The sequence below is a fragment of the Agrobacterium sp. rho-13.3 genome, assembly GCF_033957765.2.
Lineage (GTDB): Bacteria > Pseudomonadota > Alphaproteobacteria > Rhizobiales > Rhizobiaceae > Agrobacterium.
In genome coordinates this window covers 242249-267443 of record NZ_CP192776.1, presented here as the reverse complement: position 1 = coordinate 267443, position 25195 = coordinate 242249, and the positions used below count along the sequence as shown (strand labels likewise).

28 protein-coding genes and 1 pseudogene are annotated in these 25195 nt (G+C 57.1%); 9 read left to right on the top strand and 20 right to left on the bottom strand.

Features of this window, described 5'->3' with window-relative positions; translation table 11 throughout:
• Positions 1-65 precede the first annotated feature (65 nt).
• Positions 66-821: a hypothetical protein gene (locus RMR16_RS24630; protein WP_320200610.1), complete on the top strand. Its 756-nt coding sequence runs from the start codon at positions 66-68 to the stop codon at positions 819-821.
• A gap of 284 nt (positions 822-1105) precedes the next feature.
• Here RMR16_RS24630 and RMR16_RS24625 read toward each other — a convergent pair whose 3' ends face one another.
• The 14 genes and pseudogenes from RMR16_RS24625 to RMR16_RS24560 all read right to left on the bottom strand — a co-directional run bounded on the left by RMR16_RS24625 (position 1106) and on the right by RMR16_RS24560 (position 15627).
• Positions 1106-1735 (bottom strand): suppressor of fused domain protein, encoded by a 630-nt coding sequence (locus RMR16_RS24625; RefSeq protein ID WP_320200609.1) that lies wholly within the window; start codon positions 1733-1735, stop codon positions 1106-1108.
• Between the two features lie 55 nt (positions 1736-1790).
• Positions 1791-2044 (bottom strand): annotated as a pseudogene (locus tag RMR16_RS24620) (GntR family transcriptional regulator); the annotation flags it as partial.
• A 44-nt stretch (positions 2045-2088) separates the two neighbouring features.
• Complete coding sequence (locus RMR16_RS24615; protein ID WP_320200608.1) at positions 2089-3510, bottom strand: hypothetical protein; 1422 nt, start codon at positions 3508-3510, stop codon at positions 2089-2091.
• 87 nt (positions 3511-3597) lie between these two features.
• Entirely contained in the window at positions 3598-4914 is a 1317-nt protein-coding gene (locus tag RMR16_RS24610; RefSeq protein WP_320200607.1) for a type II toxin-antitoxin system HipA family toxin, read from the bottom strand.
• Positions 4904-5242: a helix-turn-helix transcriptional regulator gene (locus RMR16_RS24605; RefSeq protein ID WP_320200606.1), complete on the bottom strand. Its 339-nt coding sequence runs from the start codon at positions 5240-5242 to the stop codon at positions 4904-4906. The genes RMR16_RS24610 and RMR16_RS24605 overlap by 11 nt, the downstream gene beginning before the upstream one ends.
• Positions 5243-5465: 223 nt before the next feature.
• Positions 5466-5972 carry a GNAT family N-acetyltransferase gene (locus RMR16_RS24600; protein ID WP_320200790.1) on the bottom strand — a complete coding sequence of 169 codons (507 nt, stop codon included), beginning with the start codon at positions 5970-5972 and terminating at the stop codon, positions 5466-5468.
• 119 nt (positions 5973-6091) lie between these two features.
• Complete coding sequence (locus RMR16_RS24595; protein WP_320200605.1) at positions 6092-7498, bottom strand: hypothetical protein; 1407 nt, start codon at positions 7496-7498, stop codon at positions 6092-6094.
• Between the two features lie 23 nt (positions 7499-7521).
• Positions 7522-8577: a class I SAM-dependent methyltransferase gene (locus RMR16_RS24590; RefSeq protein WP_320200604.1), complete on the bottom strand. Its 1056-nt coding sequence runs from the start codon at positions 8575-8577 to the stop codon at positions 7522-7524.
• A 230-nt stretch (positions 8578-8807) separates the two neighbouring features.
• Positions 8808-9545: a LuxR family transcriptional regulator gene (locus tag RMR16_RS24585; protein ID WP_320200603.1), complete on the bottom strand. Its 738-nt coding sequence runs from the start codon at positions 9543-9545 to the stop codon at positions 8808-8810.
• Positions 9546-9677: 132 nt separating this feature from the next.
• On the bottom strand, positions 9678-10310 hold the full coding sequence (locus RMR16_RS24580; protein ID WP_320200602.1) for a TraH family protein: 633 nt from the start codon (positions 10308-10310) through the stop codon (positions 9678-9680).
• A 13-nt stretch (positions 10311-10323) separates the two neighbouring features.
• Positions 10324-11487: a conjugal transfer protein TraB gene (locus RMR16_RS24575; protein ID WP_320200789.1), complete on the bottom strand. Its 1164-nt coding sequence runs from the start codon at positions 11485-11487 to the stop codon at positions 10324-10326.
• A 16-nt stretch (positions 11488-11503) separates the two neighbouring features.
• Complete coding sequence (gene traF / locus RMR16_RS24570) at positions 11504-12031, bottom strand: conjugative transfer signal peptidase TraF (protein WP_320200601.1); 528 nt, start codon at positions 12029-12031, stop codon at positions 11504-11506.
• Positions 12028-15330 (bottom strand): Ti-type conjugative transfer relaxase TraA, encoded by a 3303-nt coding sequence (gene traA / locus RMR16_RS24565; protein ID WP_432355401.1) that lies wholly within the window; start codon positions 15328-15330, stop codon positions 12028-12030. Before traA ends, traF begins: the two co-directional genes overlap by 4 nt.
• Before the next feature lie 3 nt (positions 15331-15333).
• Complete coding sequence (locus tag RMR16_RS24560) at positions 15334-15627, bottom strand: hypothetical protein (RefSeq protein WP_432355399.1); 294 nt, start codon at positions 15625-15627, stop codon at positions 15334-15336.
• Here RMR16_RS24560 and traC point away from each other — a divergent pair.
• From traC to RMR16_RS24530, 6 genes are all read left to right on the top strand, one after another.
• On the top strand, positions 15612-15908 hold the full coding sequence (gene traC / locus RMR16_RS24555) for a conjugal transfer protein TraC (protein WP_320202132.1): 297 nt from the start codon (positions 15612-15614) through the stop codon (positions 15906-15908). The genes RMR16_RS24560 and traC overlap by 16 nt on opposite strands.
• Before the next feature lie 4 nt (positions 15909-15912).
• Complete coding sequence (traD, locus tag RMR16_RS24550) at positions 15913-16128, top strand: type IV conjugative transfer system coupling protein TraD (RefSeq protein WP_320202131.1); 216 nt, start codon at positions 15913-15915, stop codon at positions 16126-16128.
• On the top strand, positions 16115-18037 hold the full coding sequence (gene traG / locus RMR16_RS24545; RefSeq protein WP_320202130.1) for a Ti-type conjugative transfer system protein TraG: 1923 nt from the start codon (positions 16115-16117) through the stop codon (positions 18035-18037). The genes traD and traG overlap by 14 nt, the downstream gene beginning before the upstream one ends.
• Complete coding sequence (locus RMR16_RS24540) at positions 18034-18546, top strand: thermonuclease family protein (protein WP_320202129.1); 513 nt, start codon at positions 18034-18036, stop codon at positions 18544-18546. Before traG ends, RMR16_RS24540 begins: the two co-directional genes overlap by 4 nt.
• A gap of 221 nt (positions 18547-18767) precedes the next feature.
• Entirely contained in the window at positions 18768-19025 is a 258-nt protein-coding gene (locus tag RMR16_RS24535) for a WGR domain-containing protein (protein WP_320202128.1), read from the top strand.
• 138 nt (positions 19026-19163) lie between these two features.
• Entirely contained in the window at positions 19164-19442 is a 279-nt protein-coding gene (locus RMR16_RS24530; RefSeq protein WP_320202127.1) for an HU family DNA-binding protein, read from the top strand.
• Positions 19443-19482: 40 nt separating this feature from the next.
• Here RMR16_RS24530 and RMR16_RS24525 read toward each other — a convergent pair whose 3' ends face one another.
• Together RMR16_RS24525 and RMR16_RS24520 are read right to left on the bottom strand one after the other, a co-directional pair.
• Positions 19483-19647, bottom strand: coding sequence for a hypothetical protein (locus tag RMR16_RS24525; protein WP_320202126.1), 165 nt, complete (start codon positions 19645-19647; stop codon positions 19483-19485).
• A 299-nt stretch (positions 19648-19946) separates the two neighbouring features.
• Entirely contained in the window at positions 19947-20264 is a 318-nt protein-coding gene (locus tag RMR16_RS24520; RefSeq protein ID WP_320202125.1) for a DUF736 domain-containing protein, read from the bottom strand.
• Between the two features lie 174 nt (positions 20265-20438).
• On the opposite strand from RMR16_RS24520, the gene RMR16_RS24515 reads away from it, so the two are divergent.
• Positions 20439-20684: a hypothetical protein gene (locus tag RMR16_RS24515; protein WP_320202124.1), complete on the top strand. Its 246-nt coding sequence runs from the start codon at positions 20439-20441 to the stop codon at positions 20682-20684.
• A gap of 625 nt (positions 20685-21309) precedes the next feature.
• Positions 21310-22047: a hypothetical protein gene (locus RMR16_RS24510; protein WP_432355395.1), complete on the top strand. Its 738-nt coding sequence runs from the start codon at positions 21310-21312 to the stop codon at positions 22045-22047.
• A gap of 88 nt (positions 22048-22135) precedes the next feature.
• Here the strand turns inward: RMR16_RS24510 and RMR16_RS24505 are convergent, their stop codons facing one another.
• The 4 genes from RMR16_RS24505 to RMR16_RS24490 all read right to left on the bottom strand — a co-directional run bounded on the left by RMR16_RS24505 (position 22136) and on the right by RMR16_RS24490 (position 25170).
• Entirely contained in the window at positions 22136-23062 is a 927-nt protein-coding gene (locus tag RMR16_RS24505) for an ArdC family protein (RefSeq protein ID WP_320202122.1), read from the bottom strand.
• Between the two features lie 312 nt (positions 23063-23374).
• Positions 23375-23974: a hypothetical protein gene (locus RMR16_RS24500; RefSeq protein ID WP_320202121.1), complete on the bottom strand. Its 600-nt coding sequence runs from the start codon at positions 23972-23974 to the stop codon at positions 23375-23377.
• Positions 23975-24433: 459 nt separating this feature from the next.
• Entirely contained in the window at positions 24434-24703 is a 270-nt protein-coding gene (locus RMR16_RS24495) for a hypothetical protein (RefSeq protein WP_320202120.1), read from the bottom strand.
• On the bottom strand, positions 24700-25170 hold the full coding sequence (locus RMR16_RS24490; protein WP_320202119.1) for a hypothetical protein: 471 nt from the start codon (positions 25168-25170) through the stop codon (positions 24700-24702). The genes RMR16_RS24495 and RMR16_RS24490 overlap by 4 nt, the downstream gene beginning before the upstream one ends.
• Between the last annotated feature and the right edge of the window lie 25 nt (positions 25171-25195).

Sequence of the window (25195 nt, the reverse complement as noted above, 5' to 3'; positions counted from 1 at the left end):
CGAAGCAATCCTAGAAATATTTATGCAATTGTGCCGGAGATATCAGCACACGAAAGACGTCCAGAATGACAAAAATAGCAAATTTTTTCGTCTGTCACAATGTGAAGGCCGTTCTTGGAGTGTTGTCGGTCCGCGCTGCTTTCGTGGAGTTGTTCACCGACAGAAAATTCGAGATCAATATGATGTCCGGAAGATCAGGAAAAATTAAAGCTGTGAAGTCCATCACATCAAAACAGACCTCATTCGAGGGTAGTTTTTCGTTACTATTCGTCGAACCCCATCACCAAGAAAATCCCTCCGAAAAATGGGATTTCCTTTGTTTTCATGATGACGCTGAAGGAACCGTATGCATCGGAGACGCAAGTTCCAAAGACAAAGATCTCGCAAAATGGTCTGCAGATATACTGAAAAAACTAGGTCGCAACGGCGTAGCGTCCGATTACGCGTACGCATACCGCGAAACAATCCCGTTTGGACAAGCTTATTCTGTCGGGGTATTCGCTGAGGATGATTTGCATCCTATCACGGATTTCGCAACAGCAGAGGAGATTAGCTTATGGCTAAAAAACGGTCGTTTTGATGCTCAACACAAAAAAATTAGGGACGTATTTAGAATCAATATGTTCTCGGATTCACTTTACAAAAATATTGCAGAATTTTGCGGAAACACATCAATTTACGTCACCAAATCAGAAGACCTAATTCATCCCATGCATATCATGGAATGTTCACTACTAGAGAGAAACGAGGTGAGAATGATTCTAAAATCAAAGGGAGTTTTAATCGCCGCGCCATCTGTTTTACCCAGCAGTCAAATATGAAGGTATGCAATCAAATGCCAAGTTGAAGCAAGCCAAACACAAGTTTTCGAACTGCGGACAATGAAAGTTCGCGGCCAAGATGATCAACCAGAAACTGCTCTACAGAAATTGTCTTGAGCGTCGGACAAAAATGCCACCAACATTTCAATCCGGCTTGCAAGAGATCACTACTTCGAGCGACATTTATTATTAAGACGTATGAGACGCTATTTTCGGTCAACGGCAAAGCAAAATGGTCAAATCTGCCATTGACCACAACGCCAAACAAATCAGCGCCTTACGACTCAGACAAAATACGAAGCCCTGCGCGGATCGACTATTGAATAGCTTGCTTTTTCTATGAGTTCGTCAAACTTCTCTAATCCTTGATTATCAATAACATCGACCTCGTCACCGGTGATCGGAATTACCCAAAGAACAGGAACAGGTTCGTCGCCTACCTTGATATTCTCAAGAATTTCATTTTCACCCCGCAACTCGTCAATAAGCAGACCTTTTGCTTTCCATTCGCTTGGTGCAATCTTGCTTTCTGGCATCACAAGTGGGGCTGTGGTGGTTTCCGAATTCTTCATATGGTGAGCAATCAGATCGACCATATAGTTCAGAACCCTGTCGCGAGACGACCCACCCAAATCAGGTGTAAGTGCAAGCATCCATTCAGCCCCTACCGTCTCACCGGACGACCGACGTGCGACTGACAATCCTATTGTCGAAAATCTTGAGACGTTAAAATTATTTCCCGCCGGAAAATAGTAAACCTCTACGTACGTATTATTTTTCGAGTTCGAGGCTATCAATCGATATTCAGGCATGCCCCACTCATGCATATAGAATCCCAAAATGATGCTTCGCCTAACATCAAATGAGAACTTTTCATCTCTTGAGGACCATTCAAGGTTGGCTTCAGCGTTCATCTTTGCGCCTAGATTAGTTGATTGAGATTCAGGCTCTATATCCCTTCTGCGCGCCGATAGCAGCCAAAAGCCGCAGCATACCACATGGGGTGAGAGCGCCGATTGGCTCCCTCGCAAGAGCGGACATCCTTCGAATTGTCGCCCGCGACTGTGGGTTCCAACGCTTGATCGAAAATGAAAGCAGTCAGTTACGCTGCCGCATGGCGAAGGGGTAAGGCCCTCATCTGCGCCACCTCGCGCACGTCCTAGAGATCGAAGGACGCCACCACGCAATTCGATGACCGCGAAGCCCTGCGCCTCGAGCCGGCGACAAGATGCATTTTTCTTCAGAACAACATCCTGCTGTTTGACAGCTACCATCGTATTGGCTTGCTTAGCGTTTCCCAAAAAATCCAGCGGAATAGCTCACGCCTCGGGTGATAACCGCGCTCACGACCGGGTTCGGCTTCAGTAAACGGGTCTAGCACATGCAGCACACCTGATGCACTGGCTACCGCAACACGCCCGCTGACAGGATCAAAATCAAAGCCGCGCAGTGCCGAGCCCAAAAGGTGGGTAAATACCGGCTTGCCGCCACTGAGTGGTGCGGCATGCAACCACCCGGCTCCGCCAATCATAGCCACTGCTTCGTTAAGACCAAAATTTGAGCCTGGTAGTTGCGTCATGCCATAGGCACGCAGGTAATCATCACAGACGGCGGGCTCCTCCTGATCGGGAAGCGCGTCCAAGTTACAGCAGACGGTGACACCGCTTGAACCGTAACGCGAGTTTGACAACACCTTACCGGAATCATCTGTGAAGCGGATGTAGTAAGGGTAATCGCTGCGTGCCACGATACGACCCACCGGCTCTATGGTCGTTTCAGTTACCCGATCCACATAATGCCCCGGCCACGCATCCTGCCACCCATAGGCCACATGTCGCCCATCTGGCGACAGAGCCACGTGGCTGGCATCAATTCCAAGAGGCCCCCCGAATTTCGCTTTCATCTCAGCAAAGCTACCAAAGTAGACTGGACAATCTTCTGTCCCGACGTTGTGCACACCATCGCCGGTGATTTCCTCGCTGCCGTCATCTTCCTCATCTCCATCATCCGCGTCGCGGCGTGGTGCCAACAATGTCCATGCACCATCGCGTATGAACCAGATGCCAAACTCGTCGCTAGCCAGAACAATGCTGCAGCCATCATCCGCGATTTCAAGGCTGCGCACGGTCGCCGGATCGACAACAATGTCTTCCGGCCACGGAATAACCTGAGGTGAGGTCGTATCGAAGCCAGCTGAGATGGCGAGCCCCTTGTCGGTGGCCATGGCGAACCACCGCCGATTACGAGAGATGCTGAACATAAACGCACCGACGATTGGCGTAGCCTGGTCGCCATCGATGTGCAAAACTTCGTTACCACAACGCACGAGGAAGCTCTCTGGCGCAAGAATGACGACCGCATGAAGGCCAACATCGCCCATATGCGACACGAAAGGTTGATGAGCAGGATCATACCGCACACGTGCCTGCTGCCAGTCACCTACCTCGTTCAACGCAACAATCTCCTCGAGGACAGCGTCCGCAAACTCTTCAGTTCGCTCATCGTCGGAAAAGTCATCGTCCACATCCTCGCCGCGGTCGATAATCGACTCTAATGCAGCACAGACGCTCTCGGCCTTACTGCGGCCAATGTGATTCCATTCATCGTCGCTGAAACTAGCTCCGCGCCCCACGGCGGCTGCGGGCCCGGTGTGAAACAGACTTGTCATGATATTGCGCAGGAATCTCAATTATGCCCTCGTTAAAAAAGTGACCTGAACAACCGCTGATATTCTTACCCAACTTGCCCGCTCCGCTGCGCAGCAGAAGCAATGCTCTTAGCCATTGTTATCTCTCAACGCGTTAGCAACGTCGGTCAAAGTCGCGGCCTCGCCCCCGAGACCATAGAATGCATAGGGATTGAGAAACTGACGTCCCCAAAAATATGCCCGTTCAATTTCGCCCATATCGACCTCGCTGCACACGGATCGCCATTCGGAACCGATCCTGCGCAACTGGTGCCCAACAATTTCGATTGCAGTGCTCTTGTCAAGATGAAAATGATGTGCCGCGTCAAGGCAGACGGCGATCTGGCTGCTCCGCCACTGTCCTGATATTAGCATGGCCTGGCTTGCTTCCTGGCCTGTTCTACCTTGCGGGCATATGTCGTAGGCGGGCGTCAGCGCTAGTTCGGAGCCGTCCCAGAAAGCAGCATGGTTTCGGGCATGGTCATCGATATTGCCGACCAGAATATTGAAGACAAGCCGGGAAAACAATTCGCGCAGGGTGTTCGTGACATTAGAGAAGCGAAGTCTGATTTTCTCGGCCAAGTCTTCATAACTTGCATAGCGCGCCTGCATCTCGTCAAGCTCGAGGATTGTTAGTGCTGAAACCATGGAATGTCTCAGCCAGCCGCCATCGAGCGCGGTACGGTCAAACCTTGAGACCAGAAGGACATCTTTTCCGGACGATCTGACCATCTTCACCGGCGCGACGTTTATGCCACATAGTGCCGCGAGCCGCATTGCAACATATTCGCCCTTCACGATGTTGAAGGTATCCCCGCTACTGGAGAATTTTGCGATGAACTTTTGCTCTCCATCCTCAATAAGCGCCTTTGGCCGCGCCCCACCGATGGAACTGCCGTGATGGAGGGCTTGATCGAGTTCAGGGCTGAGAGGAAGGTTCTTCTCCACGCGCTCAGCAGCGGCGATGAGATGTTCGAGCGGCGCGGCTTTCGCATTGCGGGCTCTGTATGTCGCAGCGGATGCCTGGAAATCGAGTGCGCCAATGCGGTCGGAACCTGATTGCAACAGAAAGGTCAATTCGTCGAGGTCCTGTCCATCGAGCTTGTCGCCTTTCAATCCGAACGTACGGTTCAGAATGACCCGTCGCCCCCAAGCATCTGGAGATGCATCGCGGATAGAACTCGACATGACCAAACTATTGAGTGGCCTTTGCTCATTTGAGTTTAAAGGCAACTCTGGAAGATAGATCGGGATAGCTTTGTCGTTGTTTAAGTAAGAGCGACCGTAGACGAACCGATATTCCGCATCATTCGCAAAAAGGCGCCCAGCCACAATGGGTGCCGTTTGTCCTGGAAGCCAAATCCATACATAAGCTTCCGTGGCAGGTTTTTCTTTTCTAGAAATCATTGTCTACGGCCTTGGGTTGCGACGGCCGAGCGTATTTCGGAAGAAGAGCCAGCCGCTTGCGTGCCTCGTCATCACGAAAGGTAATCCCTCGCAGATCATCGTCAAAAAGGCGAATGCCCAGGATCGTGCATGCCTCAAACGCTACACCGAGTTCTACTTTGGGATCACCCTGCTCCATCCGATGAAGTGTTCCGCGCGTTATCCCGATCCGTTCGGCTAGATCCGCGGCAGTCATCTTTCTTGTTTTGCGTTCAAGATGGATGAGGTTGCCGACCAGCTGGGCAGCAGCAAGGGTGTAGCGCGCGTAACTTCTTTTCTTACTAGTCATTATGATTGCTCCATCGGACATATAATATCAATATGATCTCTGCATCGGTCATAATCAAGCACAGAACACATTTCAGCTATAAGTACAAAAGAATACTAAATGCGCGATGGATAAATCATATCATCCCTATGTGAGTTTTTCACTGAACATATAATCGATTCGGCGAATATCGGTTCTTTCTCTGCGAAAACACAATTCGTCGCTCCACAGAGAGCGGCCTGTTTCAGCAATCAAGTCTTCTCATCATGATCATTTCCTCAACCGTTATCGTATTTTCCAAGAACCCATTGGGGATACGCGCGATTTCTGAAAAGCCCTGATTCCGGTAGAACCGTATCGCAACCGAATTGGCCGCACTGACGGAAAGTTCGATTTGCGTGACCCCCTGCTGGCGCGCATGGTCGAAGACCGAGCGCAATAGCTTTTTTGCGACACCAGTCCCGCGAGAACTTTCACGAACATAGACCATCACAAGGGTGGCTCGGTGCGCCATTTTCGCCGGGCGAAACCGTAACATTCCCATCAGACCGACAGGCTCCGCGTTGTTGAAGGCGACAAAAACGGGATCGCTTAGCCTTTGCCGCCAATCTTCATCGGCCAATGTTTCCCAGTCTTCAGATTTGCTGGCGAATGAGGCTGGCTCGCACCGCAATGCTTCCAGCCGGATAAGCTTGAACACCTCGATTTCCTCAGGGGAGATACATCTGATCGACAGTTGCCCAGCTTCCATGATGGCTCCAAATATAATTGGCTTTCTTCGCGTTACCCTATTTCGAAGTGTCCAACACTTTTCCGAGAACCATCTTTTCGCGTGGCCCACAGTGGCTCTTCACAGTACATCTGCGGGAACTAGGCCCACTGCCATTCTGCGGTTCCTCTGTGAATCGTCCCGTTCTTGATATGAGCAGACATATGCGCCCAGATCGGATCAGAGGTGAAGCTGCTTAAGTCACCGGCGCATTGCATCAGGAATGCGTCACCATAATTGGCTGCTGCATTCGCAAGCGATCCATTGTTCTCGAGTTCCAGAAATGGTTGGCTATCCTTCGGACGCAAGACGCGATGGCCCCACATCCCCGGCAATTGATCGGCCCGCATTGCTTGTAAGAGTTCGAAATCGCCTGAAGCTTCAAGTGCGCCTGCAACGAGATGGCGCATGAGCGGATAATATACAGCCTGACGACATCCACCAAGAACGCGAACGCCTGGGAGAATCGAGATCACCAAAAATGTCATAAGAAGGTTTGGCACCAGTTTGCGTTGGCGCAAACAGGCTGCGATGTTTTCAGGATCGAACCGGGCATCAAAGTTTAATGAGGGACCTCCTTTAAGAGAGCCCTCATCCAACCGAAGCGGAAAAATCCTGCCGTCTTGAAGGCCCCAGAAGAAGTCTGTCGTCTGCCTTATCCATCCAGCCCACGGTCCACTGTTCAATTTGTCCATCGCGTGAAGGATACTTTGCGGAAACAATCCGCATCCGGTGAAGTGAGACGACAGCCACGATGCCGGGTCTTCAAAATGATCGGCCACGAGATCGGCAACATCAATGTCGTCGAATTGCAAAAGTCGCTGAGCCGGACACGAAAATCGCTGCCACAATATCTGATTGGCAGCCTTGATCGCTTCGGCTGCAGACGAAAACGACGTGTCGGGCAGCATACCTTTTAATCGCGCCACCTTCGGAGTGATGGATTTATCGCTCTTGGGGATCGACAATTCAAACCGAACGGATCCATTGAAACCACAAATGCTAGAAGGATCCATGCGGCTTCGTGACAGACCGAAAACATTGACGACGTCGTCGCCCAGCTTAAGCCATCCCGGACCCTTCTTCGACTTCTCGGTAAATTTCACCGTCGAACAGCTGTAACAAATATTCCAACGGAGAGAGTGGGCTGTCAGTCCAAGAACGCTGAAAAGGTGCGTATAAAAAGCATCCGGCTCGACCAGCAAATGACAGTGCGGGCCGGTCTGTAGGACCGGCGCGCCGGCAATTTGCTGGCTGGCTTGTCTCGCGTCTTCCTCACTGGCTCCCATCGTAAGCACATTGCGTGCGATAAATTGCTGGAGCCGATACATCGCGTCTTCTCGCGTGGAACATCGCCCTTTGACAAAGCCGCGGTAGACGGCATATGCGTAGTCGGTCAGGGGTCGTTCCCAAAAAACGGCAAGGTCCGGCATAAGGAAGGATAGCGTCTGCCTCACTTCCTCAGCACTCAGATGACCATGACTCGAACGCGCCAGGTTCTCACTCATTCTCGCCACTCCTGCTGACCGACTTAAGGTCCAGCTTTCACGGCGGCCGACTTGGGAGCACGCCACGTCCAGTCTGAAGGCAACGGACTGTGCTCGTCGTCGAGCAGGACGTACGGAAGCAGTTCGTAGCAAAACTCCGGGGCTATCGCTGGCTTTATCATCGTCGTGATGAGATCACAGATGGCCTGATGAGAGTTGGATGAGACTATGGTGTAAAAATTGCCACTATTCCAAGTGACGACGCTGTACCTGAAATAAGACCGAAGGGCAGATCGCGACGTTTCGAGGTCCACCTGGAAGTCCACCATCGTATCCAGAACCTCGCGCTTCTTCTCGATGATCTGGTTTGCAGAGAAATACTTCGCCTTGAATGCCCCGTCCTTCTGGATCTCGCGCTTCAAATACGTGCCTGCGTCTGGGTGCCGGAGCTTTTGAACCTGTATCAGAACCCCATTTTCTCTAATCCGGGGCGCGATAAACCCTGTTTGATTTTCTCTATCACGCCCGTACATCTGAAACGTTGTGTCTTCAAGCAGCACATCGTATCCATCACGGAAAGGCTGAAGGGTTTTATCCGTCTCATAGCGCAGGTCGTCCAGTTCGAAAAACGGCCCGAGATAGAAGCTGGCATGCGGACTCCCCTGATTGGCAAAAAAGGAGACGCGATTGCCATTTGTGGGACTGCAATTGATCGATTTTACAAGCCCATCACCAAGTGCCGCCAGCGTTCTTGCAAGCGTGCCTGCGCCAGCACCCAAGGTGTAGATCGTCGCGATGCGACCGTTTCTGGTCCAAGCTTTTTGAGCAAATGAGAAAATTGCGCTTCCAAGACGGCATTCTTCTTCAAGCCTGTACGGAATGCTCGCAAAATAATGGGCGTCGAAATGTCCCCAAAGGGTTTGTTGGGTTCCCCAAAATGTCATGCAGTCGAGATCATGTGATAGAAGATCGAAATCCGGCACTGGCTTACCCAGATCCGGCATGCCGCCCAACCCACTGGCAGTGGTTTCAAAGAAGCTTGCGAACAAATTGACACGCGGCGCTTTTTTCCAAGCCTCTACGATTGCGCTATCTACCATTTTGCGATCCTCGTCATCATCCAAATCAAGCGCGGCCAGCCCAGACAAATTGCTCGGGACGGTTTCACTGCGAACCCTGTTACGGTTTGCAAAGGCGAGTTTTCTGCGAGTTGATTTGCATAGGAGTGATCTACACCAGGATTGGATGCAATCTATCGATATCAACAGATTGACTTGCAACCAAAGGTTAACGCTACGACCGAGTTCAAGTGAATGCCGATGGTCGTGGCTCACGTCTGAATTTTTTCGTGAAAACTTGCTTTGGCTATCGCTTCATAAATTGTCGCGGCTTGGAGTTTGCGCCGAGCTAAACCGAGGTATAGGCGCACCGCGCTTTCAGACACCTCCAAATTCGAGGCTATTTGCTTGGGCACGAGGCCTGTAGCAACTAGCTGGAGACACTCCTGTTCGCGCTTGGAAAGTGTGCGGTGCGCGCCATGTTTTCTCAAACCCGACACCGCGGCGACTTTCTCGTGCAGATAGAGGGATAGGATCTGGAGGTCGTGGTCGCTTGACGCGCGAAGTTTTCGCCACTCATGCCTTGAGGAATTTGCGGTCGCTGATAGAAGACTGCGCTCACCGTTTGGGCCTCTGACAGGGACGGTGACACCATGTCGACCGACACCAAAACGACTTGCTTCGCGCAACAATTCCCGGGTTGCTATCGATTTCCAATCGAGGTCTGACCAATCAACTGGAAGGAACCCGGTTCGCCAGATCGGCAAAACAGGATCGATCTCCACATAGTTGTTCTCAACATAAAGATCAGTCCACTCTCGTGGGTATGTTGTCCAATAGAGCGGGGAAATCTCCGGCGGGCTCGGGGGGCGGACGACTAGAAACACGAGATGCGCGAACTTATACCGCTCCCGTATGTCGGCAATCGCCGACGGCAAATCAGCGTCACTCTCTACGGCGTCTAAGGTCGACAACGATGATGATAGGCTGGACGCTAAACGGTTTTTCATTCTTGTCCCTTAGTGGCATGTCGCGCCGTCGACGCAAGCTTTCTCGACAACTCCGGCCGCTCATTATCTCGTATATTTGGGCTTGTTGCAGCGATCGCGCTGCCCGACATCAGTTCTGACGTGAGATACGCTTCACCTACCAATTCCAGAGAGATCGACACGTATTCCAGCCCGGTTGGCATTCGTCTCGATATCCGGGTTCGTTCGTGAGCCATCGACCGCTCCCTCACTGTCGGGACGTCTGTCGGCATCATCGAAAGGTTGGCCCGCTTGACGCTCTCGCGACGCCTCAGTCAATTTCACCCCTGCCGGATCTGCCGCAGAGAACACCGCCGTGCCTTCAAAATATCCCGTCTGCCAGGCGATGATTGCATCGTCGAACACTTGCGGCAGGACTTGCCTCTCGGTCGGGTTGCCATACCATTTTGTGACGATCCGATAGACTTTGGCGAACAGTGCCGTGCCCATGCGAATGTTTTTGCAAGCATCGACCAGGTCCGGCTTCAACTCGCCCGCCTCCACGATGCCGAGCCCGGCGGGATATTGTGTAATCCCGACGCGAACGGTATTGCGACCGAGGTTGTCCCGGATAAGCGCTAACGCCTCCTCGGCTGTCTTCGGCCTGGGCACGAGCACTACCCGGTTTCCGGAGCGGACGGTGACTGCGAGCGGGTCCGGTGCCCCTACCCGCTCGATGAACTGTTCGACGGTCGCCGGCTTGAGGCCGGGATCGCTACATTCCTTAATGAGGGCGGCATCGACCATCGCGAACATCTCCTTATGTATTGAACGCCGTAACGACGGGCAGTCCGAACAGTTTTGCCCAAGCGATCACGCTCGCGGTCTGAATGGCGGCGATCGACGTTCCCGCCGTCCACCATCCATTGCCCGGGGCAACGATTGCAGTGGGGGAATGCAGCATCGACTGCAGGACCGGCCAAAGGAGGAGCTGTTCGTAGCAGATCAGCACGGCGACCATCTGGCCGTCGCTTTGCACAACAGGATTGTCGAAGAGGTTGGCGCTGACTCCACCGCCCTGCCCGGTCCATGCTCGCCATGGCCGCCACATGGACACCGGGACCGGCATGCGTTGGCGATAGAGAATGCGTGCTTCGTCAGCCGAAATCGTCACCATGACATTGTCGTAGCCGCCCGGATCGATAGCGGCCGCGCCGGCGATCACAGTGAGCTCCGAGCCTCGCATACCTTGGCTCCAGACCCGCGCGACGGTCGGAGTCCAGAAGCCCAATGCACTTTCGGGAAGAACGATGAACCGGTTTTTCTCTCCCGCAGCCGCGCGCACCGTTGCGATAAGGTCACGGTGATAGTCGAGCGAGCCGTCTCGTCCGAGGCTCGGGCCCTGTTCGAGGTCGACGCCCTTCCATCCCTCGGGTAGGTCAGGTGACGTCCACGTAGCGGCGGACCAGAGCCAGAATCCTCCCAGGACGATGGCGACAGCCGGCCAATATCGCGATGTCATCATCGCGAGGCCGGCTGTCATCGCGACCAGCCCCCACCATCCCCATCCCGGAAAGAGCACGCCAGTAGCGGTCAGCGGATGTGCCCAGCCAGTGATACCGAGAGGCGGCAGTCCCATGAGAAGCGCCGCCACCAGATAGCGTGGCGCCATTTCCGTTCGACCTTCTCCCTGAGACTTGCCTTCGGGTCGCGCCTTCCAGAGCGCCGCATGCACGCTGGCAAAGGAGAGCGAAGCAGCTGTCCAGAGCAGAAGCCCGGGCCAGAGATCGGCGGCATAGAAATTGGCGACGCCCTGCGGCAACCCGCGCGAGGCAGCCAGAATATATCCGGCCGACACGAGCACCGCCGTCAGCCGCGACGGCGACATCGCCCAGAGCGTCGGGAACAACCCAGCGACCGGAAGGGTCAGGACATGACCGCTCCAGGCAGTCCAACCGCAAGCCACGGATACTGCGATGAGCAGGCAGGTTAGCTGCCAGTTACGGTTCGAAAGTGAGGACCGGCCGCGCCAGGCCGAGAAGGCCCGTATCGGGAACCGGTCCAAAATACCGACTATCATAGGAGCTCGCAAACGATGAGTGAAGGAACAGATTTTTTGGCGGAACGACGCCGGTCTCGAACGGTGTGATCAGCCTGCCTTCTCCATCGCTCGCGCGAACGATCGATGAGGCAAGAGGCGTGCGATCGACAGTGATATTCCCGCCGATTTCGACATGCTGTCCGGGAAGTGCCACCACTGTCTTGATCAGTGGCGCATAGCCACCAGGGCAGAGGCCACGCCTGACATAGCCGCGGCGCCGTGCCTCCTCGAATGAGGCGGTCGCCGGTGGGCAGATGAACACGAGATCGCCGGCCTCGACCCGACGCTGCAGGGTCACGATACGCCAGAGCCCAAGCGGCTCGCTCGGCGTCAGGTTCAACCGAAAGCCGCCGAAGTATGCGATTGCCGCCAGAGCGGCGATCATCCCGCCCAAGCCGGCCGGGAATAGGAGAACGCGCCGCCTCATTGTTTCATCACCGGAGTCTGGCGCCGGGCGAGATGCAAATCTTCGGCCTGCCGCAAGGTCTGGACGGTGCGCTCGTGAGCACTAAGCTGCTGAGCCGTGCGCATAACCGGCCAGGCTTCTTTCAGCCGCTCCTTCAGGTCTGCCTGCATTCCGTCGGAGAGTTTGTCGAAGAGTTTTCCGGACGGTTCACGCGCGGCATTGGTGAGCAGTGTGCGTTCCCCGAACCGCTCAGTGACGGCCTGGTTGAACCCGTCGATCTCAGTCTTGGTTTCGCGATTACTGAGTGCATAGGCCATGGCCGCCGGCAGATCGTTGCGGTCGATCGCATCACGCACACGCTCCAGCACCAGATGTGCTGCCGGCGACAATGCTGGGATGTCGATCGACACGCGCTGACGCAATACCTGCTCGTCAGCCCGCAGCCGCTGCGCGGCGGTCTCGCGCATCCTCAGATACTGCTCAAGATCGCGCTTCAAGGCCGGAACATTGAGGTCTGCGACACGGCGGTCCTCGCGCTCAGTCTTGCTGGCAAGAATGCCGGTCTTGCCCCTTAGCGGTCCGATCGACGCCGGGGCGGTCGTCAGCGTCTGAAGCGTCAGTTTGGCCGTTTCCTTATCCACTAGCACCGCATCGAAGTTCATCGCCCGGAAGGCGGCCTCGGGATCGGCAAAGACGTAGGCAAAACGGGTCGAGACCTCTTCCCATTGTTGTCTGAGGGCTGGATCGGTGTCGAGCTTGTTCTCCACCGTGTCGGCAACGGAACCGGAAAATGTCTTGATGCCTGCGACCATGGGCGCGGCCTCCTTCATTGTTTGAGTTTTCGGGGAATGGTGCAGGCCGAGACGCTCGGCAAAGACAGCAAGGCGCTGGCCGAGATCGACCAGTTTCGTCTTCTGGCGCAGTGTCCAGTCGAGTTGGTCGCGTAACAGCGTACGCGCTACCTGGACAATGTTAAGGCCACGGTTTTCTGCGTAACGCAGCGCTTCGCGGTAAAGCTTTCCGCGCTCGTAATCGAGCGTGGTCTCCTTGGCATTTTTTCGGGAGAGGACTTTGGCCAGGCCACCATTGAAGGCGAATGACCGGTGGCCGTAATAAAGCTGCAAATCCTCGCGATGGCGGGTCATCGCCACATAGGTCAGATGCCGGTCCAGCGAGAGGCTTGCCAACACCTTTACGCGGTCGACGGTAGCGCCTTGGCTTTTATGGATCGTGGTGGCGTAACCATGATCGAGATTGCTGTAGAAGCGTTGCTCGACGACGACCTGCCGGCGCTGATCACCCTCTCCGAAGACAGCAACTATCCTGTTCGGTGCGGCCTCAACGACATGTGCAAGCATGCCGTTCTTTACGCCGAGCGAGGTCTCGTTCTTCAGAAAGACGATCTGGTCGCCCGCGTCAAACTGGCGAATGCCGTCAGCCGTTTTGAAGACATGGCCCTCACCGACAATGCCGCGTTCGACGAGTTTTTCGCGGGCCATAATGTTCAGCATGCGCACGTCACGACGCAGATGCGCGAGGATCAAAGTTGTTCTCGTCTGATCGTAATCGTGGTTCCAGTCACCGATCAGCCGCTCGACCGCCTCGGCCTTGAGGCGCGTTCCCGTGATCCTGACGTTGGCATCATAGGCGGCCAGCGCCTTTTCCACATTGCCCCGGGCCAGATCGAGCGACGCCTTGCGCATCCAGTCCTCGCGCTGGCGATAGATCGTTTCCAGCTCGGCGTATCCGACCCGATCGACAATGGCGCGGAAGGCGGCCCCCGCCTCGATCGGCTGGAGCTGTTCGGGATCGCCGACCAGCACGATCTTTGCACCCGCCCTAACGACGGCATCGACAAAGCCGGCCATCTGTTTTGAGGCGACCATGCCCGCCTCGTCCATGACGAAGACGGTTTTGTCATCGAGAACGTCACGGCCCCGATTCCAGCGCAACTCCCATGATGCCAGCGTGCGGCTTTGGATCCCGGCTTCCTTTTCCAGCCCCTCCGCCGCCTTGCCGGCAAGCGCTCCGCCGACGACACGATATCCGGCCAGTTCCCACGCCTCGCGGGCAGCCTTCATCATCGTGGTCTTGCCCGCGCCAGCGCGTCCGACCACGGCCGCGATCCGGGAGGGACCGGCGATCCGCTCGATCGCCGCTTTCTGCTCCTGCGACAACCGCTCATGCCGCCGGAACGTTGCGTCCAGAGCAGCTTCAGAGACACTATGACCGTCCCGGTTCGACAGCCATAACGCCTGCCGCACCATCGTCGCTTCCAGCCGGATCATCGCCCGGGTCGAATAACGGGCAGGCACCTTTTCTCCGGTCGCGAACTCGATCGTGTCGCGCTGCAGCCGGAGAACCTCGGGGTCCAGTATGATGCGTAACATCAGCTGCTGGAAGACAGCCGGGTCATCGACATAGCGATGCAGAACCCTGGCGACATCGCGTTCATCGAAAACGCTCTTTTCCCGCGTGATCAAGTCGAGCACGATGGCTGGACTGTTTAGAATGCGGCGGGTGTTTTCAGACCGACGCTGCTCGTTCAGTTCGATCCGTTCGAGCTCTGGCCGAACACCCTGTTCTTCCGCCTTGCGTACGATGGCTTTCGCCCCGACGCCGATATGAATCGTGGCTTCAAGCTCGATACCTTGTTTCGCATAGGAACGTCCGTCGATCTTGAGATCGATGCCGCCAAGCGCCAAGTGATGGTTCAGCCGCTCGAACCATCCATCGCGTAAGGAATTGAAGTCACCCGTCGAACCCGCCCAGAGCTCATAGAGGATTTTCCCGGACTGCGTGCGGACGGGCTGGCCAGCCTTGGCCGTGACCGCAACCTTCTTCGAGCCGAACCCCTCCTCGGTCAGCGGGCGTAATGTGGTCATCAGGTGGATATGCGGATTGCCGGGATTGTCGTGGTAGACCCAATCGGCCACCATGCCCTTGGCGAGGATGTGTTTTGTCACGAAGTCGCGAACTAACTCGATGTTCTGCTCCGGGGTGAGCTCCAGCGGAAGAGCGATTGTCAGGTCCCTGGCAAGCTGCGCATCGGAGCGCTTTTCGAAAGCCTCGACCTTGTTCCAGAAGGCTTCCGAAGCTCCGGCAACAGAGCGGTCAGCAATCAACGCGCGGACCCATTTCGGGGCATCGGCAGGCAAGACGAACTCCTCGTGTAGGAGCCCCTGTTTGCGGGTGTAGTCGATGGTGCGGGCCTCGCGCTCGTATTCCATCTTCGCGCAGTGCCGGTAGGCCGCAGACAGCACCACGCTGCGGCCGCCGCCGCGGCTGACGATGCTGGCTGAGAAATGGGCGATGGCCACGGCTTAAAATACTCCCGGTTCGAACCTCGCTCCCAAAGAGCAGCCAAGGTTGAGCGGCAACCCTACGACGGCCCTCTTGACCCCCTTGGCAGGGCCGTGAGCAACACGTCGCATCAGCGACGTATAATTGCGCCCTTGGAACCGCTCCTTCGGAACGGCGGGATGATGCTCCAAAGCATCGGCGTTGCCGATGTGCAAATCTGCACATTCCTTTTCATCGCATCCGGAGGGATTCTGGCGTCGCGAATGCAACGCCAGAATCTCAAGGAGAACCAACCGGAATGAAAAAACCGTCATCGAAAATCCGTGAAGAAATTGCCCGGTTGCAGGATCAGCTGAAACAGGCCGAGACACGTGAGGCCGAACGTATCGGCCGGATCGCGCTGAAGGCCGGGATTGGTGAGATCGAGATTGACGAGGCCCAGCTTCAGGCGGACTTCGAGGAAATCGCCGAAACGTTTCGAGCAGCAAAGAAAAGAGCGGCCGGAAAGAAAAGTGCTGGCGAGACCGGAACCGACGGCGAACCGTCCGCGACGCAGTCGACTGGCGAGGCTGCGGGCGGTGCTGGCGAGGTTTGAGCGCATGTCGAAAGCGATGACATCAAATGCGCGCAAAAAGGACACGCGCGAAAAGATTGAGCTCGGCGGCCTGATCGTCAAGGCAGGCCTGCGATACGAGAAGCGGGCGCTGCTGCTCGGCTTGCTGATCGACGCCGGAAGGCGGATCAAGGGCGACGAGACGGAAAAATCCCGGCTGGCGGCAATCGGCGCGGAGGCCTTTGGTCATGACGGCGAATAGGCTGCTGCTATCGGTCCTGCCGGCGGCGATCATGATCGCAACGATGGTTCTGACATCAGGCATGGAACATCGACTGGCGGCACTCGCCACGAATGTGCAGGCAAAGCTGATGCTGGGACGCGCCGGGCTCGCCCTTCCCTATATGGCAGCGGTCGCGATCGGCGTGATCGCGTTGTTCGCAACGAATGGATCGGCGAATGTCAAGTCGGCCGGCGTGAGCGTGCTGGCGGGAAGTGCTGCTGTCATCATTGTCGCCATCGCACGCGAGACAGTCCGCCTGAACGGCATCGCCAGCCGCGTGCCATCAGGACAATCTGTTCTTGCCTATGCCGATCCCGCGACTGCGATCGGCGCGGGCATTACGTTCCTTGGTGGCGTCTTCGCGCTTCGCGTCGCGATCAGGGGCAACGCTGCCTTCGTGACCTTAGCGCCAACGCGGATCGGCGGGAAGCGCGCCGTGCATGGCGAGGCCGACTGGATGAAACTGCCGGAAGCAACAAAGCTGTTTCCCGACGCCGGCGGCATCGTCATCGGCGAGCGCTATCGTGTCGATCGCGATAGTGTTGCCACTATCTCGTTTCGAGCCGATGAGAAACAAAGCTGGGGCGCGGGCGGCAAGTCGCCGCTGCTATGCTTCGACGGCTCATTTGGCTCGTCGCATGGCATCGTCTTCGCCGGTTCCGGTGGCTTCAAGACGACATCTGTGACGATCCCGACTGCGCTTAAATGGGGTGGCGGACTTGTGGTTCTGGACCCGTCAAGCGAGGTCGCGCCGATGGTCAGCGAGCATCGGCGTCAGGCAGGCCGCAAGGTCATCGTTCTCGATCCGACTACCGGTGGTGTCGGTTACAATGCCCTCGACTGGATCGGCCGTCACGGCAATACCAAGGAAGAGGATATCGTCGCCGTCACGACCTGGATCATGACCGACAATCCTCGATCGGCGTCGGCCCGTGATGACTTCTTCCGCGCCTCCGCCATGCAGCTTTTGACAGCGCTAATTGCCGACGTCTGCCTGTCAGGGCATACGGATGAGAAAGATCAGACGTTGCGACAGGTCCGCACCAATTTGTCGGAGCCGGAGCCGCAGTTGCGGGCGCGTCTGACGAAGATCTACGAAGGGTCTGAGTCCGACTTCGTCAAGGAAAACGTTTCCGTCTTCGTCAACATGACGCCGGAGACGTTTTCCGGTGTCTACGCCAATGCAGTGAAAGAGACGCACTGGCTGTCCTATCCGAACTATGCCGGTCTCGTCTCGGGCAGCAGTTTCTCCACCGACGATCTCGCCGACGGTCGAACCGACATCTTCATCGCGCTCGATCTCAAGGTTCTTGAAGCCCATCCAGGACTGGCCCGCGTCGTTATTGGCTCGCTGCTCAACGCGATCTATAGCCGCAACGGTAACGTGAAGGGTCGCACCCTCTTCCTGCTCGATGAGGTGGCGCGTCTCGGCTTCCTGCGCATTCTCGAAACCGCCCGCGACGCTGGCCGCAAGTACGGCATCACGCTCGCCATGATCTTCCAGTCGCTCGGGCAGATGCGCGAGGCCTATGGCGGCCGCGACGCGACCAGCAAATGGTTCGAGAGCGCCTCGTGGATTTCGTTTGCGGCAATCAACGATCCCGATACAGCCGACTACATTTCCAAACGCTGCGGCGATACCACGGTCGAGGTGGATCAGACCAATCGTTCGAGCGGAATGAAAGGATCGTCGCGGTCAAGGTCGAAGCAGCTCAGCCGCCGCCCGCTCATACTGCCGCATGAAGTACTGCGTATGCGCAGCGACGAGCAGATCGTGTTCACCTCCGGCAATCCGCCGCTACGTTGCGGCCGCGCCATCTGGTTCCGGCGTGACGATATGAGTGCCTGTGTCGGCGAGAACAGGTTTCAGCCGGAGAAAAAAGCGTGACCTTGCCACGCACGCTTCTCATCATCTTGGCCACGGCGTTCGTCGTCGTTCTGGTGATTGGCCGCTTGCCGTACAGGCCAGGGGAGCCAGAGATATCGCACGGCTTCCTGACAAGTTCCTACCCGTCGTTTCAGCCGACAATGGCAGATGCGTTAGCTGAACGGTTTGCTCTTTGCGATGAAACGAGCCGCGTTGATTGTGTTGTCGATGGCGATACGATCTGGTTTCGGAGTGAAAAGATCAGGATCGCCGATATCGATGCGCCGGAAATCTTCTCCCCTCACTGCCGCGACGAAAGGTCTATCGGCGAAGCCTCCCGCGACAGATTGCTGGAACTGCTGAATGGGGGAAGCTTCACGCTCGTTGCCGGGTGGCGCGATACGGATCGCTTTGGTCGAAAACTCAGGACAGTGACGCGGCATGGAAGATCGCTGGGTGAAATGCTTGTAGAAGAGGGATTGGCCCGTCGCTGGAATGCGCCACGGCGCAACTGGTGCGCGCCTTATTGATGATGAAACCGGAAAATGCCAGCCGAGTTGGCCCGCGGGAGGATCGTAACCGGGATCGGACGAAACCGCGTCGCGGGTTCGGTGCGCCCGCGCATAGAGCCGTGCGGCGAAGCCGCCTCGCCCAGTCCCGGTCTGAACCCATCACCGCGATGAATCGGTGACACCAGATCGATTCAAATAACTCGTTGGACGCGGCTTACTGGTACAGCGACAATGGGAACATGGAAGACAAGGAGACATGCTCAGTTCATCTTCACCGCATTGATGCGTCGCAGAACATGCGGCGCTACTACAGGATTGTGATTCAGCCGACGCTGTTCGGCGGGGCTTCGGTCATCCGCAACTGGGGCCGGATCGGATCGGGCGGCCAGACGATGATGGAGACCTTCGATCATCCGAACGATGCGGACACAGCGCTCTTCCTTATCGAACGAACGAAGAGACGACGCGGTTATCGGGGCGCGGGCAGCGCTGAATAGCCTGTCTCAATCGACCGAACTCCTGAATTTCCTGTGGTTTTCGCGTCAACGTGGGATTTCCTGCCCTCCTGTACCTTTCTTCGCCACATCTTCATTGTCAAAGCTGCAGGACCGAAAACCGAATGAGGCCCTTCCGATATGACCACAACCAACGAAATCGCCGACAAGATCGCAGCCGAACAGAATCTGACCAAGGCGCAGGCCAAGATGATCGTCGAAAGCGTCTTCAAGCAGATAACCGACGCGGCGCTTGCGGGCGCAGAAACGTCGATCCCCTCGTTCGGAAAGTTCAAGCTAAAGGACACGCCGGAGCGTGAAGGCCGTAACCCGGCAACAGGCGCAACGATCAAGATCGCCGCGTCGAAAAAGCTGACGTTCACGCCTGGCAAGGCGGTCAAGGACGCACTGAACGGCTGAGGTGAATATGCCGCCGCAACCGGCGGCATGATGGAGCCTCCTATAAAGGAGGCTCCGCACTGATGAGGCCGTTGTTTTCGGCCTCGATGACTGCAAGTTCGGCCTGTGCCAGTTCCAATTCCGCTACGATCCACTTGCGCTCGTCGTTATAGACGGCGTTCCGCAACTCGGCCCGCAGTTCCTCGATGTGTTGTTCGATCAGCATCGTCATCTCCTGTTGTTTGAAAAAGATGACGCCGGCAACCGGTGAGACGGGGAAGGGTCAAGGAGCGCGGAACGCGACCGCCGGAGGCGGCGAGTGGGGGAGCCGAAATGCGCCAGCATTTTGGGGGAACCGCTCGTCCTTGAGGCTACCCCGGCTCGACGGTATGATTGGTCGGTCTGAGCAGACCCCACGCTTCCGTATGCCACCAGAAAAGCCAAAGGCGGGCTCGATGCCCGTCTCTGGCTTCACATTGAGAACGGGAAAAGAGCCCCGCCTTGCGGCGGAGCTCGTTGCGATGATCAGGCCTCCCGCTTCGGGCGGTTCCAGATGAGGGCGTATTCGCCTTCCTTCTCGCTCGGCCAAAGGGCTGCGGTGATCGGGGCGTTGAAGCTCGGGTCGTCCAGCTTGACCGAGATGTATTCCTCGCCGTCGTTGGAGACCGCCTTCCAGCCGGCGCCGACCTCGACGCCGTTGCCGGCGGTGATGCGGAAGTCCGGGGCGTCGCGCGAGACGCGCTCGATCGGGTTCAGGCGGGCCTTCATGGTGACGGTGAGGGTGCGCACGTTGCCGATGATGGAGTTGTTGCCGTTGGTGGTGAATTCGCCGATGACTGCCATTGTCGTGTTCCTTTTCCGGTTTTTTCGGGCCGCGCCCACCGCGGCCTCGATGACGGTGTTAAGACCGACGGCGATCGACGCCGCACCCCGACGGGGCCGGAACGAAGTGGAGGATGGCCGGGAGCGGCTTTCTTGGCCCGCGAGGAATGCGAACCTGTTCGCAGGGGAAGAAAGTTGCGTAGGGCCGTTGCGGCCAAGGCGATCGAGACGAAGGCGTCCTTCGGTCACACCAGATCCATCGAGGTCTGCGTGGGTGTCGCCAGTCCGAACCGGATGGATCACGACTGGCCTGCATGGTTATCGACGATCTTCCACCGACGCACCACTGAAAGCATCTTTTCGGCACTATGCTTTTACGTCGTCACGCCTGTGGTGCTGCCCGCCCCTTCGACGCCTCCGCCTGCCGCCACTATCGAGTAGCCATCGCACCATGGCCGAACCTGCGCCCGCCGGAAGGCGACCTCGTCAACCGGCGAGGCTCTCGGGCTTGCATGCGCTCCGACGCCCCTCACCACGGCCACATCCCATACCGGCCGCGTGAGACGGAAGGGGTCTCGCTCCCCAGGGAAATGACCGAAACCGGGTCTGCCCTACCAAGAATTCCGACAGATGGCGGTGCTCTTATTCCGTGAACCGCCGTGCAGGACACAAAGGCTACGGACCATCGTTTTCGTCACCACATAGGCGGTACTATAAGACGTGCCCACGATGACCAATGCGGATGAATGACCGATGCCACCCCCTGAACACTGCGCATGCCTTCACGCTCGTAGATCCAGCTAGCCAAGATTTGCGACAGTAAAAAGATTGGTATCGTCGAGAGGCCTCCATGGGCGGATGCCGTGACAAAGCGTATCAGAGACTTACTTAAACCACGGATTTGACCTGTAATTCAATCATAGGCTATTACGGCATCATGGATACACTTTACATCGGTTTTTGGCTTACAAACCTTATCATTCCAGGCGACCCGGACAGCGTGACAATCACCACGTCCGCCGGAACGTGGGAACTGCGAAAGAATGATCGGTTTGATGAGTTCAAGTTGGCCGTCAGCGATAATGGACAATGCGCTGAAACCTATTCAGCGGAAGGAACGACGACCTACACCGGAAGCCGGTCCGCTGCATTGGACGCCCTTTTCGATGAACTCCTTCCGCTTTGCCTTGGCGCCAGTTACCTGACCGGCTTAAGCGTTAGCCCAACTCGATCACTGCCTGCCTCTGAAATTAGCTTTGTGCAAGTGGGAGATCATTTCCCCCGGCAAAGGGCGATGGGATCGGGGTTTCCAATCCCCACGTCGACCACGGACTTTAAGGGTCTGCTGGAACGTTTCGTGGGAAGCTATGGTGGAGCCGGCACGGTAGAGAAGGCGCGGCTTCTTTGTCATCATTGGCTGGATGCAATTGCATTCTGGTCACTGGAAGATCTGGTTCTCAGCACCGGAACAGTTCTTGAAGTGATCGCCGCCACTGCAGAAACGGTTGCTCCTGCCGGCGCTGACGTCGGCACGTTTAACAAAAACCTGGCCTATGCTGCACAGCGCTTCAACCTCCCTGCGTTGCCACCGGACTTTCGCCGGATGCGCAATGACCTGGTACACGAGGGTGTTCTGTCCGGGTCAAACTTTCCGGCCAAGAACCTAGTTGCCTGTGGAGCAGCGGCCGCAGAAGCACTCGACTGGATCGACCGATACATCTTTGCTGCGTTACGGCTCGGTCAGGCTCCAATCGCGCGGTTTTCGCCAGGGGGATTTCGCGGCGCCAACAGCTTTTCGCTGTGATAGACCATCCGTGATGGACGAATGTACATGCCAACATCCGAAAGGCGGAAGGGTTTGCCCTCCGCCGGGACTCTTGGAGTGTGGAAAATCAGGCCGCCTCCTGACCGGAAGCCGCCTGCGGCTGTAGATCATGGAGATAGGCAACGGCGCGCTGTGCATGCGCGGCCGCATTGAAAATCGCTCGCTTGTCGGAACCGAGGATTTCGGCCCAACTCTGGATATAGGCGGCATGATCCGGCCGGGGCTCCAGTTCCGGCACAATGCCCAGATCCGCGCAAAGCATCGCAGCTCCGAGCTCCACAAGCATCTCCTCGAACGCCCTCTCGCGGCGATCCTTGTGGTAGCGGCTGAGATCCCTGTTCAGCCGGGTTGGCCCTCCAGCCCAATGCAGGGTTTCGTGCGCACGGATAGCAACGAAGGATGCCGTGTCCCGGAATTGTTCGGGTCGTGGCAGCTGGATATGGTCGGTCGAGGGAGAATAAAAAGCCTTATCACCGCCATAGCGAACAACAGCGCCCGTGTTGTCAAAGAAGCGATCGGCATGATCGATACGCTCCAGCGGTTTCGCGATCGGCTCAGAGCAACGATAATAGTGATCCGCGAGACCGTCGATCTGATCGCAGTTGAAAACGGTGTAGGCTTTCAGGAAGGGAATATCGCGTTCAACCTCACCGCCACCCGCATCCGTTTCGGTTTTCGTGAAGCGACTGGCATAGACGACAGTTGCGCCGCTCTCGCCCATGCGCACATAGGCACCGAGTTCGTTTGCCTGGCGCAAAGTCATCCACGTCGACGACGTAAAACCACTGGCGACGCTCTCCGACCAGAGAAGGAGAACGTTGAGGCCCGTGTAAGGCTGGCCGTTATGGCGAAGCGGCCGGCTCACCCGGCCGGATAGATTGGCCGCACTCCACGGCCGCACCCATGGGCGCACGCCCTTTTCCAGGTCAGCGACGATCCTGTCCGTGATGCGTGCGTAGATATCGGTACGCGTTTTTTCTGATTTCCTTGTCATTTCCAAACCTCCGTTTCAGGAGGCCGCGCCATTGCGGCCCCGTCGCGGAGGGCCGAAAGCAGGGGCGATCGGTGGGAAGATGCACCGGAACGGCCGGAACGAAGAGAAGGACGGCGAAGCCGTTGCCACTTGCCACCGGCTCCTGCAGGTCCGACGAACGGGATGGGGCTGCGATGCCGCGCTCTGCTCTTTCTTGGTCTTCCTTTTCTATCCCCGTGAGCTCCGCTCCGGCATTGACAAAAAAATGGCCGCCTCATGTTGAGGCGGCCTCGTCACGAAAAAGGCGGAGCCAGATGCTCCGCCGGACACGTCTCAGCCGAGAGCGTCCATCTGTGCCTCAGCCGCCTTGCGGTCGAGCGTCTGGCCAGAATTCTCAACCGGGCGGTCGAATGGTTTCCATGCTTCGCCGACAATCTGTTCGTAGGCCGCGACGGCGCCTTCAGCGGCCACGCGCAGCGCATGGGCCTGAATGCCCATGTCGGCTGCGAACTCACGCTTGCGCTGGGCCGCGCTGTCGTATCCGACCGGACCGTCAAGATCCTCGTCGCGAGTATCCGATGCACCCTTGGCGGTCGCATCGCGTGCTTCGGTGACCGCCTTACTGTAGAACTGGCCGGCGCCATGCGCCGATCCGACATAGGCTCCGACGATGCGCTGGAGATGGATCTGCATCGCGCGTTCGCCGAGACCATCGGAGAGGCCGGTTGCGGTCTCGACGATCAGGCGCTCGTGCATATCGCGGATGCCATCGCTGTCGAGGATGGCGGTTCCGAAGCTTTCGGCGATCCGCAGCGCCTGCGCTTCATCGGGGCATGTCAGGCGGACCATTTCGATGGTGGCACCCTTGCGGAGTTGCACTACACGGGCGGCGGGGCGATAGGCTTGGCGGGGAGAGGTTGCGGGCTTGGCCATGATGGCTTCCTTTACGGTTTGTCCGAAGCGTTCGGCCCCTTGGCCGTTCTGTCCTTCGGTGCGGTCGAAAGGAACCGGCGCAAGCCGGGCGGTTCAGGGTCCGGGCAAGCCAGATCGAGAAAAGCCGGTGCGCGGGCAAGCGGGGCCAAAGCCCTGCGAGGCTGGCGTACCTGTTTTGCGACAAGCGGCTTGACCGGCCGCCCCGCGGCGCGATAGCGGCCTTGAAGCGGACGGGCGACGGTTCAGACCGCCACGAAACCGAAGGACAGAACGGCCAAGGGGCTGATCCGGATGTCGAGGCCGGAAAAGAATTCATGGAGCTAAGCGAGCCGATCCCGTCGATCCGCCCGCCCCGCTCCACAATCAGGATCTCCAATCGATTCCGCCCACCTGCAGTTCGTCTCGATCACAGCCGCAGGGTAGAGGCGCGTGGGCTCGCAATGCTGCGATTGCCGCCTCCTAACGCGCGAGTTTACGTGATAACGCGTCGATCTCCGGCTGACGCTCTGCAGTGATCGCGGCTAGATTCGAACGATAGCGGGCCAGGAAGGCCTTCGACTCGCGCGGCCTGCCGCGACGATAGCCGGATCTGCGCTGCACAAGTCGCGGGATAATTGCGGTCATCCTGGCGGTAATCTGACGCTCGATCATCGCGAGCTGATGCCGCGTTTTCCGCAGCGCGCCTTCCATTCGGCGCAATTCCGCTTGTCGATTGGGGGGAGAATTCATGCCGCGGCCCTCCCTTCCACGACATCTGCGGCGATTTCACCGGCCGTGACGTCCTCCAGAACTGCCGACGGATAGCCGTGAGTGGTCAACCATTGCTCTGCCGCCAGCCGGCTTACAGCGAGGTGAACAAGCTCGGCATAGTCGCCTGGACGGTCGAAGACACGGCAACTTCCGACGGGCGGGCGTTCGACGAGGGTGAACATCAGTCTGGTGTCCAGCGAGAACGTGCGGTGGACGCGGATGGCGATCACACCGCCGCCGTAGTCGCCTTCATGCAGCGTGAAGCTCGGTGGCAGGATGATATTGCCAGCGCCACGCTCATCGTGCTTGCGGATCAACCGGCCGCTGCTGTTGTTGGTCTGCCAGGCTGACAGTTTCTTGCGATGGCGCTCCTGTGGGCGTGGCTGACCGTCAGACCAGGATAGATTGAAGCCGATCGGAGCCATAAATGCGAGATGGACGGACATGCAAAGTCTCCGTTAATTTCGAGGG

Excerpts from the sequence above, each read along its gene's own strand:
- RMR16_RS24630 (WP_320200610.1), top strand. The coding sequence starts at position 66 with ATGACAAAAATAGCAAATTTTTTCGTCTGTCACAATGTGAAGGCCGTT.
- RMR16_RS24625 (WP_320200609.1), bottom strand. The coding sequence starts at position 1,735 with ATGAACGCTGAAGCCAACCTTGAATGGTCCTCAAGAGATGAAAAGTTC.
- RMR16_RS24610 (WP_320200607.1), bottom strand. The coding sequence starts at position 4,914 with ATGATTTCTAGAAAAGAAAAACCTGCCACGGAAGCTTATGTATGGATT.
- RMR16_RS24605 (WP_320200606.1), bottom strand. The coding sequence starts at position 5,242 with ATGACTAGTAAGAAAAGAAGTTACGCGCGCTACACCCTTGCTGCTGCC.
- RMR16_RS24600 (WP_320200790.1), bottom strand. The coding sequence starts at position 5,972 with ATGGAAGCTGGGCAACTGTCGATCAGATGTATCTCCCCTGAGGAAATC.
- RMR16_RS24595 (WP_320200605.1), bottom strand. The coding sequence starts at position 7,498 with ATGAGTGAGAACCTGGCGCGTTCGAGTCATGGTCATCTGAGTGCTGAG.
- RMR16_RS24590 (WP_320200604.1), bottom strand. The coding sequence starts at position 8,577 with ATGGTAGATAGCGCAATCGTAGAGGCTTGGAAAAAAGCGCCGCGTGTC.
- RMR16_RS24585 (WP_320200603.1), bottom strand. The coding sequence starts at position 9,545 with ATGAAAAACCGTTTAGCGTCCAGCCTATCATCATCGTTGTCGACCTTA.
- RMR16_RS24580 (WP_320200602.1), bottom strand. The coding sequence starts at position 10,310 with ATGGTCGATGCCGCCCTCATTAAGGAATGTAGCGATCCCGGCCTCAAG.
- traF (WP_320200601.1), bottom strand. The coding sequence starts at position 12,031 with ATGAGGCGGCGCGTTCTCCTATTCCCGGCCGGCTTGGGCGGGATGATC.
- traC (WP_320202132.1), top strand. The coding sequence starts at position 15,612 with ATGAAAAAACCGTCATCGAAAATCCGTGAAGAAATTGCCCGGTTGCAG.
- RMR16_RS24560 (WP_432355399.1), bottom strand. The coding sequence starts at position 15,627 with ATGACGGTTTTTTCATTCCGGTTGGTTCTCCTTGAGATTCTGGCGTTG.
- traD (WP_320202131.1), top strand. The coding sequence starts at position 15,913 with ATGTCGAAAGCGATGACATCAAATGCGCGCAAAAAGGACACGCGCGAA.
- traG (WP_320202130.1), top strand. The coding sequence starts at position 16,115 with ATGACGGCGAATAGGCTGCTGCTATCGGTCCTGCCGGCGGCGATCATG.
- RMR16_RS24535 (WP_320202128.1), top strand. The coding sequence starts at position 18,768 with ATGGAAGACAAGGAGACATGCTCAGTTCATCTTCACCGCATTGATGCG.
- RMR16_RS24530 (WP_320202127.1), top strand. The coding sequence starts at position 19,164 with ATGACCACAACCAACGAAATCGCCGACAAGATCGCAGCCGAACAGAAT.
- RMR16_RS24525 (WP_320202126.1), bottom strand. The coding sequence starts at position 19,647 with ATGCTGATCGAACAACACATCGAGGAACTGCGGGCCGAGTTGCGGAAC.
- RMR16_RS24520 (WP_320202125.1), bottom strand. The coding sequence starts at position 20,264 with ATGGCAGTCATCGGCGAATTCACCACCAACGGCAACAACTCCATCATC.
- RMR16_RS24505 (WP_320202122.1), bottom strand. The coding sequence starts at position 23,062 with ATGACAAGGAAATCAGAAAAAACGCGTACCGATATCTACGCACGCATC.
- RMR16_RS24500 (WP_320202121.1), bottom strand. The coding sequence starts at position 23,974 with ATGGCCAAGCCCGCAACCTCTCCCCGCCAAGCCTATCGCCCCGCCGCC.
- RMR16_RS24495 (WP_320202120.1), bottom strand. The coding sequence starts at position 24,703 with ATGAATTCTCCCCCCAATCGACAAGCGGAATTGCGCCGAATGGAAGGC.
- RMR16_RS24490 (WP_320202119.1), bottom strand. The coding sequence starts at position 25,170 with ATGTCCGTCCATCTCGCATTTATGGCTCCGATCGGCTTCAATCTATCC.